Annotated in this window: 19 protein-coding genes; 12 read left to right on the top strand and 7 right to left on the bottom strand. The window is 44.0% G+C overall.

The genetic code is table 11. From position 1 onward, the window contains the following. Window positions 1-168: 168 nt before the first annotated feature. Window positions 169-1860: a NosD domain-containing protein gene (locus VJ249_02685; protein HKZ93475.1), complete on the top strand. Its 1692-nt coding sequence runs from the start codon at window positions 169-171 to the stop codon at window positions 1858-1860. A gap of 323 nt (window positions 1861-2183) precedes the next feature. On the opposite strand, the gene VJ249_02690 is transcribed toward VJ249_02685, so the two are convergent. Next, window positions 2184-2354 carry a hypothetical protein gene (locus VJ249_02690; protein ID HKZ93476.1) on the bottom strand — a complete coding sequence of 57 codons (171 nt, stop codon included), beginning with the start codon at window positions 2352-2354 and terminating at the stop codon, window positions 2184-2186. Between the two features lie 295 nt (window positions 2355-2649). Between VJ249_02690 and VJ249_02695 the strand changes: the two genes are divergently transcribed. Beyond that, window positions 2650-2862 carry a hypothetical protein gene (locus VJ249_02695; protein HKZ93477.1) on the top strand — a complete coding sequence of 71 codons (213 nt, stop codon included), beginning with the start codon at window positions 2650-2652 and terminating at the stop codon, window positions 2860-2862. 128 nt (window positions 2863-2990) lie between these two features. Here VJ249_02695 and VJ249_02700 read toward each other — a convergent pair whose 3' ends face one another. Beyond that, window positions 2991-3185: a DUF2283 domain-containing protein gene (locus VJ249_02700; protein ID HKZ93478.1), complete on the bottom strand. Its 195-nt coding sequence runs from the start codon at window positions 3183-3185 to the stop codon at window positions 2991-2993. A 238-nt stretch (window positions 3186-3423) separates the two neighbouring features. On the opposite strand from VJ249_02700, the gene VJ249_02705 reads away from it, so the two are divergent. Together VJ249_02705 and VJ249_02710 are read left to right on the top strand one after the other, a co-directional pair. Continuing rightward, window positions 3424-3636 (top strand): hypothetical protein, encoded by a 213-nt coding sequence (locus tag VJ249_02705; protein ID HKZ93479.1) that lies wholly within the window; start codon window positions 3424-3426, stop codon window positions 3634-3636. Then, the gene (locus tag VJ249_02710) at window positions 3629-3910 is read left to right on the top strand and encodes a type II toxin-antitoxin system RelE/ParE family toxin (GenBank protein ID HKZ93480.1); all 282 of its coding nucleotides are present in this window, start codon (window positions 3629-3631) and stop codon (window positions 3908-3910) included. Before VJ249_02705 ends, VJ249_02710 begins: the two co-directional genes overlap by 8 nt. Before the next feature lie 115 nt (window positions 3911-4025). Here the strand turns inward: VJ249_02710 and VJ249_02715 are convergent, their stop codons facing one another. Together VJ249_02715 and VJ249_02720 are read right to left on the bottom strand one after the other, a co-directional pair. After that, window positions 4026-4463: a PIN domain-containing protein gene (locus tag VJ249_02715; GenBank protein ID HKZ93481.1), complete on the bottom strand. Its 438-nt coding sequence runs from the start codon at window positions 4461-4463 to the stop codon at window positions 4026-4028. Further along, complete coding sequence (locus VJ249_02720) at window positions 4453-4692, bottom strand: hypothetical protein (protein HKZ93482.1); 240 nt, start codon at window positions 4690-4692, stop codon at window positions 4453-4455. The genes VJ249_02715 and VJ249_02720 overlap by 11 nt, the downstream gene beginning before the upstream one ends. A gap of 392 nt (window positions 4693-5084) precedes the next feature. Here VJ249_02720 and VJ249_02725 point away from each other — a divergent pair, with 392 nt between their 5' ends. From VJ249_02725 to VJ249_02745, 5 genes are all read left to right on the top strand, one after another. Continuing rightward, complete coding sequence (locus VJ249_02725) at window positions 5085-5435, top strand: DUF4258 domain-containing protein (protein ID HKZ93483.1); 351 nt, start codon at window positions 5085-5087, stop codon at window positions 5433-5435. Window positions 5436-5477: 42 nt separating this feature from the next. Further along, on the top strand, window positions 5478-5684 hold the full coding sequence (locus VJ249_02730) for a YgiT-type zinc finger protein (GenBank protein ID HKZ93484.1): 207 nt from the start codon (window positions 5478-5480) through the stop codon (window positions 5682-5684). A 218-nt stretch (window positions 5685-5902) separates the two neighbouring features. Then, window positions 5903-6316, top strand: a complete 414-nt coding sequence (locus VJ249_02735) for a DUF86 domain-containing protein (GenBank protein HKZ93485.1) — start codon at window positions 5903-5905, stop codon at window positions 6314-6316. After that, on the top strand, window positions 6300-6737 hold the full coding sequence (locus VJ249_02740) for a nucleotidyltransferase domain-containing protein (GenBank protein HKZ93486.1): 438 nt from the start codon (window positions 6300-6302) through the stop codon (window positions 6735-6737). The genes VJ249_02735 and VJ249_02740 overlap by 17 nt, the downstream gene beginning before the upstream one ends. A 95-nt stretch (window positions 6738-6832) precedes the next feature. Next, a complete protein-coding gene (locus VJ249_02745) occupies window positions 6833-7618 on the top strand; it encodes a hypothetical protein (GenBank protein HKZ93487.1) in 786 nt (261 codons plus the stop codon). A gap of 23 nt (window positions 7619-7641) precedes the next feature. Here VJ249_02745 and VJ249_02750 read toward each other — a convergent pair whose 3' ends face one another. Beyond that, window positions 7642-8979 (bottom strand): NosD domain-containing protein, encoded by a 1338-nt coding sequence (locus tag VJ249_02750; protein HKZ93488.1) that lies wholly within the window; start codon window positions 8977-8979, stop codon window positions 7642-7644. Window positions 8980-9146: 167 nt separating this feature from the next. On the opposite strand from VJ249_02750, the gene VJ249_02755 reads away from it, so the two are divergent. From VJ249_02755 to VJ249_02765, 3 genes are all read left to right on the top strand, one after another. Further along, window positions 9147-10637 (top strand): cohesin domain-containing protein, encoded by a 1491-nt coding sequence (locus VJ249_02755; GenBank protein ID HKZ93489.1) that lies wholly within the window; start codon window positions 9147-9149, stop codon window positions 10635-10637. A 3-nt stretch (window positions 10638-10640) separates the two neighbouring features. Next, on the top strand, window positions 10641-11111 hold the full coding sequence (locus VJ249_02760; protein ID HKZ93490.1) for a hypothetical protein: 471 nt from the start codon (window positions 10641-10643) through the stop codon (window positions 11109-11111). Window positions 11112-11215: 104 nt separating this feature from the next. Then, entirely contained in the window at window positions 11216-12991 is a 1776-nt protein-coding gene (locus VJ249_02765; GenBank protein ID HKZ93491.1) for a NosD domain-containing protein, read from the top strand. Window positions 12992-13043: 52 nt separating this feature from the next. Here the strand turns inward: VJ249_02765 and VJ249_02770 are convergent, their stop codons facing one another. After that, a complete protein-coding gene (locus VJ249_02770) occupies window positions 13044-13442 on the bottom strand; it encodes a type II toxin-antitoxin system VapC family toxin (GenBank protein HKZ93492.1) in 399 nt (132 codons plus the stop codon). After that, the gene (locus VJ249_02775) at window positions 13439-13693 is read right to left on the bottom strand and encodes an AbrB/MazE/SpoVT family DNA-binding domain-containing protein (GenBank protein ID HKZ93493.1); all 255 of its coding nucleotides are present in this window, start codon (window positions 13691-13693) and stop codon (window positions 13439-13441) included. The genes VJ249_02770 and VJ249_02775 overlap by 4 nt, the downstream gene beginning before the upstream one ends. Window positions 13694-13904 lie beyond the last annotated feature (211 nt).

Here is a 13904-nt window from a genome sequence, read left to right on the forward strand (position 1 = left end):
GGTAATTCTTATTAGTCCTATTGTTGGTTTTACGTCTATAGGCTTTGGAGAGATTTGTTGTCGCGTAGAGTATTGCTCTCGGCGATGTTTTGTCTTGTTTTAGGTGTTTTGTTAGTTTTTCCTGTTTCTTCTCTTGAATTTGGCGTTGCCAATTCTGAGGCGAGGAGCGTGGGGCAGTCTGATGGTTTGCGGGTGCATAACCTGAACACGACTCGCAGTTACTCGACAATTCAAGAGGCCATTAATGCTGTTGAGACTTTGGGCGGTCATGTGATTAGTGTGGATTCTGGGGTTTATCGTGAGCGTGTGTCTGTGAATAAGTCTTTGTCGATTGTTGGTCAAGATCGAAGTTCGACGATTATTGATGGTTTCGGCGGAACCGTGGTTCATGTAACGTCTAATGATACGGAGATCAGGGATCTTACTGTGCGAAACGGAACGTTTGGGATTTTGGTTGAGCGTTCCGAAGATGTTCGCCTTGTTGGTAACGTGGTGTCCGAAGGGTCGTATGGCATTCGGATCTACCATTCAAAGAACGTGCAGGTTGTTGGAAACCGTGTGAGTGGATTTCGATTTTTTGGCATTGAACTCGATTCTTCTGGAAACAGTTTTCTTAGGAATAATCAGATGATGAGCAATAGGTACAATTTTGGTGTTGATGGGAACTCGCTTACTGATTTTCTCAATGACATTGATGAGTCTAACACCGTGAACGGCAAGGCGGTTCGTTATTTGATCAATCAGCGTGGGTTGGTTGTTGACTCTTCTGGTTTTGAGGATGTGGGTTTCATCGGTTTAGTTAACTCCACGAGGATTACTGTTGAGGAGCTTGATGTGCGGAATAATAAGCAGGGTCTTCTGTTCGCTTTTGTGACGGACTCGTCGATTGTGGGTGTTAACGCGGTTGATAATTGGAATGGTGTTTATGTGGCGCATTCGAAGAATGTTTCTGTGAGTTGGGTTACCGCGAATTATAATTTTGATTATGGGATTAAGTTCTTTAATTCGTCTCGTTCGGTTGCTATCAGTAACAATGTGGACAGTAATGGTTGGGGTGGTATTGGTCTTTTCAAATCGTCTGGGTCACTTCTGGATAAGAATGAGGCGAATTTCAATTCTTATAACTTGCACATTGTGTTCACGAATAACTCTGTGATAACTCGTAACAATGCGTCTGGTCTTTCTCCGGAAAAACCTGGTAGCTATAGCATAGCTGTTTACTATTCGCATAACAGTCGCATTTTTCACAATGCGTTCTCAACCACTTTGCTGTTTGTCGAGTCGAGGAATGGGTCGAGGATTGTGCCGAAGAATAAGTGGGATAATGGTGTTGAAGGGAATTATTGGTTGTATTATGGTGGGCGGGATAGTAACCTTGATGGAATTGGCGACACTGTTTACAGGGTTGGAGAAAATAACACTGACAGTTTTCCTCTTAAGGGGAGGTTTTGGGATTTTATCGTGCTTCTTGGAGGCAGGTTGCATAGTCTCACTTTGATATCCAATTCGTCTGCGGCTCGCTTGGATTGGAACGCGACGGGGACAAGAATAAGTTTAGCCGTGAGTGGGCGGAATGGGACTTTGGGTTTTAGTCGTGTTGCCCTTCCAAAAGGATTCGTCCAGAGTATTGAGCTTGGCAGCCTGAATTTTGTTATTGATGGTCTGAAGCCTACGTTGGTTCGTAATTGGAGCGATAGCGTTTATTATTACTGGTATTTTTCGTACATTCATTCAGCTGCGCCTTTGCCTGAAACCTCTGACTCGTGGCTTATCTATGCGTTTGGAGTGTCAGCGCTCTTGTTGTCCGCTGGATTAGTGATTTTTATAGCTCTTAGAAAGCGGCGGGCACGGTTAAAATGAAACTTTTGTATAGAGGTTAACGGCAAAAGGCTAAAATTTTTGATGTGGAACTAGATCACGTGTTTTTGGTCATTTTTATCCGAAGTTTGCTGTGGATAGGGTTTATCTTGCTGCTGGAAATTTTTTTTGGCGTGGTGAGGGGGTGCTGTTCTGTTTGTGTTTTTTGGGCTGTTCCTGTTTCTGTATGATGTTTTGGGTCCTGTTTAGTTTTGGTTTGTGTTTGCGGTTCAACATAGTTATGCGTGGCTATCGGGTATGTAGGGCGGCTGCGGGAAAAGAGATTTCAAAAGAAGAAGGCGTTAATTCCCTTTAGCCTTCTTCTATTATGTTGCGGGTGCGTTGTGCGGCTGAAGCTGTATGGATGTCGTCGTCAGAGTGTTCCCGGTGACATCAACGAGTTTGAGCATTGTTTTTTGGGGTCTGTTTGGGGTCTTGAATGGCGCTTTAGGCTCTGTTTGCGCCCTGTCCTGCGTCAGGTTTTCGTCACTGTTCAAGCATGGCCTCGTCGACGATGGCATTGCGGAGCTGGTTTCTGTTTCATGTGTCGTTAACTTCTGCTTTGAAACAGTAATAATACCGATCCTCTGGATGTGCGTGGGTGTGCAAGTTGGGACACTGATTCGGAATGCAGAGGACATTTTGCCCGATCATGAAGCTTTCTCACAAGCGCAGCAAGCACCGAAATGAACCGGCGCCTAGACTTGCGACTTGTTGGTGACAAAAGATTCCTCAAGGGGTTTTTCATTGTAGATTCGCTGAATAATTCAGCAACAAAGGTGGAAAAATGAAATGACAACGAAGTCTAAGGTCGAGTTTGAGGAGGTCAAGCTGCGATTGCCCAAGGCACTCATTGACTATGTGCAGAGAATTTACGGGGACCCAAAGCGATGGCTTGAGTACTACGTAGTTGACTGGATCAGAATTGACATAGAGACTAAGACTGGCGAAGAGCTCATTGATCTGTTCAACTTAGGACCTGCCTTCAAGCTGGTTCTTGGTTGAAACAACAGTGGACAGCGGCATCGCACGCATTCCCTTTTTTTTCATCGTGAGGGAGTTTGGGCCTAACGGCTGAAAAAGAAAGCACGCGACGGTGTTTTGGTTCTAAGATGCTTTTTCCAGAACTGTTTTTAGTTCTTTAGCGATGTCTTTTGATATTGTAGTATTGCGTTTTGAGAAGCTTTCCAGATTTCTATTCCAACAAAGTTTCCATCCTCGCTAATGTCTACGTAAACGTCTTCGCCTAGTATGCGTGTGTCAACTATTTTGGAGTCCTTGACCTTAATATACAGTATGTCAGCTTCTCTGTCGTATTCTACTCTCATTTGATTTTTACCCACATGTTGCTTGTCTGTTCTTTTAAGTAATTTCTTGAGCAGCTGATGTTATAAGGGCTGTTATAACTTGAATTCCGTGGTCTTTCGTGGAATAGACAACAGGCATCCGTTTCTCTTCATAAATGGGTGTTTCACTGTTTTGTCAACGCGTCTGTGGTCCACGGTTTGTGAGCATAAAATGAAAGAATATAAATGTGGTAAACCAATGTTTAGTTAGGCAGGCAAAATGAACACTCGAGTGACGCTTGAAATGATTTACGACGAGGTTAAAAGAGTGAATGAACGGTTAAGACTTCTTGAAGATATTATCGAGGAGGTTGTTTTAAGGAGCATTCCTGAAGTGGAGCTTAGCAAAGAGGAAATCAAAGAAATTAAGCGCTCCATCCAAATAATGAAGAAAGGAAGCTATGTAGCACTCGAGGAATTAAAGAGTGCCTAAATACGGTGTGATTGCTCATCGAAGAGTTCTTAGGTTCATTAGAGACTTAAAAGACGAGAACCTTAAAAATGTGGTCAAGGATGCTCTAACAAAACTTGAAGATTACCCCGCAGCATTAAGAGAGATGGATGTTGAAAAGATTAAAGGTTTAGAGAGGGCTTTCAGAATTAGAATAGGGAAATACAGGATAATATTTCATGTCGATAAGACCGAAAAGACGATTTATGTTACACATGCAGAAGCCAGAAAAAGAGTATACGAAAAATTAGGCTAACTTCCCTTTTTCAATAGATTCATAGCTTTGCTTGTTCGTTAGCTCTGCTTTAACGAGAGTGTTTCTAAAGTATGTTTTTTGGAAGCGTGGTGTTGAAATCAGCCTGAAGAAAATTTTAGTAATTCGTTAAATATGTTTGCAGTCGTAGAATTTTGGCGAATTGTTTGGGTGTTCTATATTCTTCTATGTGTGCGAAGTGTTTATCGTATGAAACGAGGTATTTGATACCGAATTCTCTTGTGGCGGTAAGCTGTTCTATGTCTTTGCCGTTTATTTCGTCAATGTATTTCCTGAAGTGCGGTTGTAACTGATGTGAGAAGACGATTTTGCATGTGGTGAAGAGATAGATGCGGTATTGGTCGGCTAATTTTTTGGAGTGGTGTTTCCTAAAGTATTGGTAAACCTCTTTGAATGCTGATTCAGTAATTATTGCCTCAAACTGGTTTTGGTTTAAGGCATTCAAGATGAGGTTAGAGTTTGATTTTGAAACTTCGAAAGCATATATGAAGACGTTGGTGTCCAGGAGCGCTCTAAGTTTGATGCTACTGCTCAAGACGTTGTAGATCCTTCTCGAGCTGTTCTGGGCTGACGCTTCTCCTCTTGTGAGCATTAATGCGCTTCCAAAGGTCTTCTCTACTCAAAAGCCCAGAGTCTACAGCGTACTTCATAACAGCCGCGCGGATAGCTTCGGACTTGGAATTGAAAAGCCCCAACCTAACCATCTCCTCAAGGAGCTCCGCCTCCAGCCCTCTGAATTTCAGCGTCAAAGTAGTGTTAGACACATTCTTAACCTCCATTTTTATAGTGGTTTAATAGCTCTTAAATATTCCTTTCACCCGTTTAACGCACAAAAACAAAGCGGAGACAAACTTTTGAAAACAGTTGTTTTGCGCCTTGAGAGTTTAAGTTGCCCTGAGTCCGGTTTATCGAGTGCTTGTTTCAGTTGAGTTTTGCTAACTATCATGCTCACTTGGTCACGTTACTTACTGGAGAAGTATGTTTCAAAATATTGTTTTTGGAAGCGTGTGTTGGAGTCGGAGTGAAACTTTTGTATAGAGGTTAGCAGCAAAAGGCTAAAATATTAGTCACAAAGACAAAGCTGAGAAAATGGGGAAGTCGCGGGATTTTTTGAAGGGAATTTTCATGTCTTCCAAGGTGTTTTTGTGGGTTCAAGTTGAAAAATCTGCAGCGAAGCTTCAAGGATGCGTTAGCTTTTTATGAGAGGTTTGGGATGCCACGGGAAAATAGTGTTTCGGGAATTGTTTATGAGATTCGTTTGAGGTTGAAGAGGCGTAATGTACGTCATACATTTCACGCTTTAATGGAAGAAATGGGGGAACGTTTAACGGCTCAGAAGGTTGAAGATGCCTTGATGAAGGGATTTGAGTTGGTTGAGGATTATCCTGATGATCCGAGAGGACATAGCTGCCTAATTTTAGGTTGGGTTGCTGGAAAACCTGTTCATGTGGTTTGCGCCCCTCATGAAGAAGCACTTATGAATAGTGACTGTGTATGTTCCTTCTAGAGAAGATTGGGAAAAAGACTTGAAAACTAGGAGACGGGGAACTTGAAAACATGCTATCAATGTGGTGGTTCGGTTTCAAGGAAAGTCATTGATTTGGAGTTAGAGGGCATTATCATTAAGGATGTTCCTGCAGAAGTTTGCAATGAATGTAAGGAAAAATATTTCGACACCAAAACAGCGACAATCATTCAGGAAATAACGTCCTTCATTAAGAACAAGAAGGTTGAGTTGTCTTCATTAGCACGCTGAAAATTGGATGGGTCAGTCTTCTGAATAAGCTGAATAGGCTCCAAGATGAAATTCATCATAAATAGAGTTTTGTTAGGGTTTAGGCGAATCTTCGTTAGTCTTTGTAGCAAGAGAGGATAGTATTTTGGTATAGAGGTTAGTGGCAAAAGGCTAAGCTTTATTCTTAACTTTGACGAGAGGGTGATGTTAAAGAACAGCTTGAGGTGTCTGGTGGTTTCATGGTGGATACTGAATATTTGAGAAGCAGAATTAGAGAGTTGCGAGAAGTCATTGGGGAGGTTAAGAGGGTTACGTCAAAGCAATACTCAGGGCTGAGCTTAGATGAAAAGTATTCGTTAAGGTATCATGTTGTAGTCTTGGCTGAAGCACTTGGAAGTATATGTTTACACATGGCCATGGATGATTTTGGTCGTGAGCCTGAGTCGTATTCTGCGTGTTTTAAGCTGTTAGAGGAGAAGGGTCTAACGAGCTGCTGTGAGGAATTGGTCAAAATGGCTAGGTTGAGGAATATACTCGTACATCGGTATTGGACTGTGGACGACGTGAAGGTTTATGATTTCGTTAAAGGGAACTTTAAATGTGTGGAGCAACTCATTAAGGGTGTTGAAGAGAGATATGGAATATCAGTTTGATGAAATATCGTATTATAGGCTTACTGAGTGGCAGAAGAAGAGAGTGGTTGAAACAGCTAAGAATTTGTTAGAAGTCGATGAAAGAGTGAAGTTAGCTTACATCTTCGGGGGTTTCACGCGAAGGAGTAGCATTAGAGATGTTGATATAGCAGTGTACGCGGTTCCGCCTTTTTCATTTGGTGAGCTTCTAAGTTTGAATGCCAAGATGGAGTTGAAGCTCGGTTTGCCTGTTGATTTGGTTCAGCTTCAAGACTTGGATCCTGTGTTTAGGTTAAAGATTTTGAGATATGGGTTGTCGATTTTGGTAGGGGATGGGCAATTGTACCATAGCTTATTGGCTCAGGCTTTTTCCGAATCTTGGGATTTAGACGTGTGTCGTAAGGATGCATCTAGATTCGTTAATTCTTCATTGAGGCGTTGATCTGAAAGTGCTATGATGAAACTTTTGTATAGAGGTTAGTAGCAAAAGGCTAAAATAGTCGCCGGCGGTATCAAATATGGTGAGGCGACGGAGAGATGAGAGGAAGAACAAAAGTCATTAGCTTAGCAGCTATGTTACTGGTTATATTCGCCACTTCAGCGATTTTCACTTCCGGACTGGTCGACGTTTCACGTTTATCATTATTTAGCACACCTATAGTGCCGAATCAGGTCCCTACCGTGTATGTTGATCCTGCAACGATCATTATGGATTACGTTAATGATCCAGGCTTTCAGATTGGCGACTTGCTTCAGGTCAGTGTCAATATTACAGATGCTACCGACGTGTTCAGTTATCAGGTTAATGTTACTTGGACCACGAGCATGTTGAACTTTACGAGAGTTGTGTCGTACGGTGATTTCTTGGCGCAAACTGGGTCGCCTTATGGGACTTCTCGAATAGAGCCGACTTTCATTGCGAGCAACGCAACTGGTTCTGCTTCGGTTGCTGAGACGATTTTGGGGGATGTCGCTGGCGTGGGGGGCGGTGGACGATTGTTCACCCTTGAATTCTTAATACTTGATTATGGATGTGCTAACATAACTATCAGCAGTGGCGGCGACCTTCCAACAATGTTGCTTGACAGCGCAGGTGCGACAATCTCGTTCTCAAGTGCTGATGGTTATTTCAAGAACAAGCTTTTCGGTGATGCAAACAGCGACCGAATAGTTGACATATTTGATGCTGCAACGCTTAGCTCACGGTGGACTGGGGCGCCTGGAGCTTTACCGTACAGTCGATGTGTTGACAACAATGATGATGGAGTCATAGACATATTCGACGCTGCAGTGACAAGTGCCAACTGGGGAAGAACCGCGTAGTCCGAGGCGCAGCTACTTTTCCTTTATTTCTTTTTGAAGTAAATTAGAATCGCAATTGCGGAAATTGATATCAGAATTACAGTTGCTATTACTAGGAGAATAGGTTCCGAGCTGGTTTTGTTGAGGTTGGTTTCTTTAACCGTAGTGACGAGTGGGTAGTTGTCTTTGTTTGTTCGGTCGATGATGTAGGGGGTGTCGCCTGTTCCGTCTTTGTCGGTGTCTTCTCCGTTATAGTCACTCCAGTAGTTTCCGCTTAAAGGTTGGCCGCTGTCCCATTGGTTGGTTGAATCTTGTGTGAAGGCTTGGTATGTGTTGTTTATGAAGTTGTTTTGGTAGATCATGTTGTTGTTTGAAGCGTCGAGGTATATGCCTTTGCCGTTGGTTTTGACTGTGTTGTTGATTATTGTGTTGCTCTTGGAGGAGATTAGCGCTATGCCGCCCAAGTCGCTGTTTGTTATGGTGTTGTTGAATATGTCATTGTTGTTGGAATTGACTATTTGGATGCCATAGTATCCGTTGTTTGTGATGTTGGAGTTTTCCACAATGCTGTTTTCCGAACTGACTATCAGGACGCTTTGTCCGTTTCTGCTTAGTTGTAGGCTTCGAACTTTGATCTTGTAGGAGTTGATTATTGCCACGTATCCTGCATCTGCGGGGACCTGCTTGTTTTGCTCGTTTATCCAGTAGTAGATTGGTTTGTTGTTTATTGTGTTTGAAGTGTCGATGTTGTGGATGAAGTCAACTGAGACTCCGAAGTTGTAGCTGTTATTCTTCATTTGATTGTATTGAAGCGTGGAACCGGATGAGTATCCTAGGTATATGCCCCATTTGTTATGGTTGGCAACTGTGTTGTTTGTGAGAACGCTGTTGGGTGAAGCGGTGATGAAGATGCCGTCCCACGCGTTGTTTGTTACGATGTTGTCAGTTATCGTAGTCTGAGGTGATCGGTCTATGAGTAGGCCATATGTGCAGTTTGTTACAATGTTGCTGGTTATCTTACTATTCGGGGATTCCTGAATGTAGACGCCTCGCGAGAACTTGGTTATTCTTAGGTTTCTGACAGTTAGATTGTGCGTGCCGCGAGAATAAATTCCCGAGTCTGTTCCATTGCCTTCCAAGGTGAAGTCTTTTCCATCGATTATTGTGTTGTTTCTCTGGATCACGATCGACCCGTAAATGTCGCCTCTAAATGTGTAAACATCTATGTCGCGTTGAATTTGAGCAGTTGAGGGGTCTACTGAACCGTCTGCTTTAATGTAAATTGTGTTCTCCGCACTGACTTTCTGTATGTTCATTGAAAATGTTAGAAGCATGAGGAGAAGTATGGTCAGTGTTGTTAGCGCGACGGTTCTGGTTGTCAAATGATGTGTCTCTTCTTGAGTAATGCGTCCATAAGCGACAATATTTGTGTTTTGCAACTTTGAGGCTAGCGTCTCATGTGGAACTGTGTTCTATACGTCAATGAAAAAAAGGTTATATAGGCACTGACTGTATTAATATGAACAGAGTAAAAGAGAGTGAGAGAAAGATGAAAAAATCATTCAAAGTAGCCATAGGCTTCACTCTGATTGTAGCAATGATTATCTCAGTAAGTCTAGTTTACGCTATGGATATAGGGACAACCAATCAAACTGTTCCATTTGAATCAAGCCCAACAGCGACTCTAACAGGAAGTAGCACAAGCGGAGCCGGCACTGCTGCGAGTGCTAGAGACACTATTCTTACATCACCTCAGAACATCCGCATCGCATCTGCCACAGCCGGACTCAACAGCACTTTCGTTGGCCATATGACCTTCGAACAAGATCCTAGCCTATTCACCATTGGTTGGGTCGACATCAAAATGAGATACTCAGTCGCAGGAGGCGGAGCAACATTAACCACAGATGACATGTACAGAATCGAATACACCACAGTGGCCGCACCAGCTGCTGGCGATTGGATAATCATCCAACCAAACAGTCAAGGAACAGCTTCAAACGTAGCACTCGGCGGCGTAACCCTTGCTCGAACCTGGTATAACCAGCTTCCCAACGATGGGACATGGGATTGGACCGACATAACGGACCTTAAAATCCGTATCTTCAGAATACAAAAGAACTCGCTTGACCTCACTTCCCATATCTTCGCACTATATGAAGTCTGGGCAACAATTTACCCTGACACAGTACCACTTCCACCTGCCGCAAGTCCAGCACTATCCATTCAGCCCCCAGTTGTTCCAGCGTTGGCAAATGCCTTCGAAACCTTCTTTGTAGACATCTATGCAAGAGATATGCCCGCCCTTTGGGGATATCAAGTCAGAATCGATTTCAACACCACCGTGCTAACGCCACTAGAAGCATGGACATACTACCCATGGAACACCGAAACAGCCCTACCAGTGCTTGAAGACACACTAGGCTATGTAGAAATTGCCTACGCAACCTTCTTCGGAGATACTGTAGGATTCACCGGCAACTCACCAATAGCGCGAATATACTTCCAAGTTGACGAAGACCCCCTAAACCTCGGATCAGGGCTTCCACCTACACCTAACTTCTCCCTGCTAACGTTCTCAATATCAAAACTACCTGATGTCGCAGCAAATCCCATTCCGCACAATGACTATCATGGAATCTACGGAGATCTTCCACCAGATCTGATGATATTTGCCGGCGGAACCGACCTAGCGGACCCTGTCTCTTCAATATGGACAAAAATAGAGCCCGCGCCAATTGAACCCGGATGGCACCTAAGCAGCTGGATAGACAACGACAACAGCGGTATACTTAACCCCTCAGACCAAGTTGACATGACAGATCCGAGAGGCGCCATAGTTTGGCTCCACGTCGACGCTATATGGGGAGTCGATCAAGGAGGAGACCCCCCAGTTATCAAACACTCCATGAGCGGAACAGTAAAACCACCGCCACCAATTCCAGAGTTTCCATTGGGCATAGGCGTACTAATGTCAATAGTTGCACTCGTACCCATCGTCTACATGTGGCGCACACGACCAAAGAAGAAGGTGGCCTAAACAATGAAACTCAACAGATTAGCCTTGATCTCAGCAGTTGCACTAGTAGCACTGCTCGCAGGCGCCATTGCCTTCAACGCACTCGCACCGCCCCAAGAACTGAAACTCAAAGTAAAATGGCGACCACCAAACTACATGCTAGGTAACCCCGCACCCGATCCATGGATAGCAGAAATCTTCTTTGCACCATCACGCCCACTTGAACAAATAGACCCCAATACACTATTGCTTGAAGGCATTTACTCTCCAAGCGGCACACCATACCTACTACGAAGCTCACCAGACAGAATGGCAGTGCCCTTCGACGGCGACGACGTACTAAGAGCACTACTCACCAAGGCACCCCACCTAGCACCAGGAGAATACCGCATACTACTACAAATCACAGGAAACCTAAAACCCGAATACGGCGCAACACCTTTCAGCGGCGATGGCGGCATCAACCTCATCGTACCCGATGTGCCCCCTCCATAGGTCCTTAAACCCCACCCCTTTTTTATTTTCATCCCCACTCATTCAAACACTTTGCTAGGCGGCAAAGGAGATTCCATCTCCAATAAGGCAGGGAAAAACCATCAATGCTTTCTAACAAGTCCTTATTCATCCAAAGCCTCCGCGAAAACACAAAATTCCTGAAAACAGGAAAACTCCTACTAATTATTTGGCTCTTGTTGGTCATCCCCTTCATAATTCATATCCAGCCAACATCAGGCGCAACCATACGCGTCCCAACACAATACGCGAGAATAAAAGATGCAGTAAACGCAGCAGTGACAGGAGACACCATTCAAGTAGATCCCGGCATCTACTATGAAAATGACATATTCATAGATGTCACCATAACTGCCTTGACCATAATAGGTGCAAACCCCCAGACCACAATAATCGACGGAATGGGAAACGGCACAATCTTCAGCATAGACGGAACCAACGTGCAAATCACCGGATTCACAATCCGCAACCCAGGAAACAACAACAACGCCATAGCATCGGAGAAACCAGGGCCTTCAGCCAGCAACGATTTCCACAGATTCACCAATAACATCATAACGACAAGCGCATACGGCATATCCCTCAGTCTCTCAAACCGAAACACAATATTCAACAACACTTTCACCGACAACCCCTTTGGAGCCATAACCCTGAGCAACTCCGCCACCAACAACATAACAGGAAACATCATTAAAGACAGCGCCTACGGCATCAGAATATTCAACTCAGCCACAAACACAATCGCATCAAACCAAATAACACTCACATCATACTCCATACACATATCCGGAGCAACATCAACAGGCGTCGCCATAAGGAACAACGTGTTTGCCGGAAGAACCGCAGGTGTATACTCAAGCTCAGGCACGACAACCATTGAACGCAACACAATAATCGACGGCTCAGCAGCAATATATCTGCAAGGCACATCCGCCACGGTAAACTATAACAAGGTTCTAAACAGTTCATACGGCATACGACTCTACTACTCATCAGCAACAACCTCAAGCCACAACATCAGAAACAACAAAATAACAGACTCCGACTGGGCAATAGAACTCACAAACTCAAACGGCAACACATTCCAAGCCAACTGGCTCCAAGACAACACATACGGCCTTTTCATGTCATTCTCAAGCTCAAACCTCTTCTACAGAAACAACTTCGTCAACAACGCTTTACAAGCATACGCAGGAACAGGATCAAACACATGGAGCAGCGGCGGCCAAGGCAACTACTGGAGCGACTACACCGGCATCGACGCAAATGGAAACGGAATAGGCGACACCCCATACCTAATATCACCAATAGGCCAAGACAGCTCTCCTCTAATGGACACGTGGAGCGAACACGACGTAGCAATAGAAAGTGTAAACACAGACGCAACCCAAGCCTACGTTGGAACAATCATAAACATCACGGTCATGGTCAAAAACAAAGGAAGAATAGGCGCAGCAGAAACTTTCACCGTCACAGCCAAATACAACACAACCGCCATCCAAACCAGAACAGTCACCAACTTAGCAGCAGGCTCAAACCAAAACTTAACCTTCAACTGGAACACAGCACAACTCAACCGAGGCAACTACACCATAAGCGCAGAAGCCAGCCTAGTGACAGACGAACTCAACAGCGACAACAACAAACGCAATGATGGCGCAGTAAGACTGAGAGAATCTCTGGCAGGAGACATCAACCACGACGACACAGTCAACAACCTAGACTTAAGCCTACTCACCCAAGCATTCGGCGCCACACCGCAAAGCGGCAACTGGAACCCCGACGCAGACCTAAACACAGACAACATAATCGACGCTGAAGACCTACGCATACTCGGCGAAAACTACGGCAGAACCGCCTAACCAGTAACCTACAACTTGCGCTATGAGTTGCCGCGGTTAATCGATTAATTCACTAGTGAAAGAGTCTCTTAATTTCCTTTACTTTGTCGAAGCCTTTGTCGTTAGAATATATTTCTGGGATTTTTAGTCTGTTCATTTGAGCAAGATAAACTCTGTCGAAAAATTCCAGTTTTGGATAATGAGACTCTAAATCTTTAGCCTTAACTTCATCATTATATGTGGTTTCTATAACAGTTAAGGTTGAATAGGACTGCAGAATTTTGAAAAGAAGACCGATTTTGTCATCCAATTTATGGTATTCAAGCCATGCACACACTTCGGCTACCACGAGACTCGAAGTTGCTGCTGCTTCTCCTTCCTCGATCCTTTGAAAGATAGCTTTAGCAACTGAACCGAAATTTGGATGAGCTGTTATAACGTATAGAAAAATGTTTGTCTCTAGGAATCTCAACTTATCTGCTCCAGCCTAGATTGTTTGGCAATAGCTTTGCGCGCAACTTTCTTCGGGCTTTCCTCCACTATTCCCTTAGCCATGCCCCATAGGGCTTCTGTGGGTTTTTGAATTGGAACCTTGGGTTTGAGAATAATGACTCCCTTCCTCGATTCAGCTTCTAATATAGAACCCGCAGTAACTCCAAACGGTTTACGCAGTTCCTTAGGCAACACTATCCTATACTTTTTGTCTACACAAACCTCTCTCATAATCCCACCATAGATATCCCACTCTTTTTGTGGATATAAACATTTCCCACAAATTCATCAGCCAGACGCTACCATAAACAAAGGCAACCTAATGGACGTGCGAAACTTGTTGCTGCTGGGCGAAAACTATGGCAAAACCGCTTAGACTTGTTTAATTTAACGCTTCTTGGAAAAGCACACGAAGAGATTTTAAAACTCAAAAAGCACGCTT

This window comes from Candidatus Bathyarchaeia archaeon, from assembly GCA_035283685.1.
In the GTDB taxonomy this organism is placed as follows: Archaea; Thermoproteota; Bathyarchaeia; order Bathyarchaeales; family Bathyarchaeaceae; genus DATETJ01.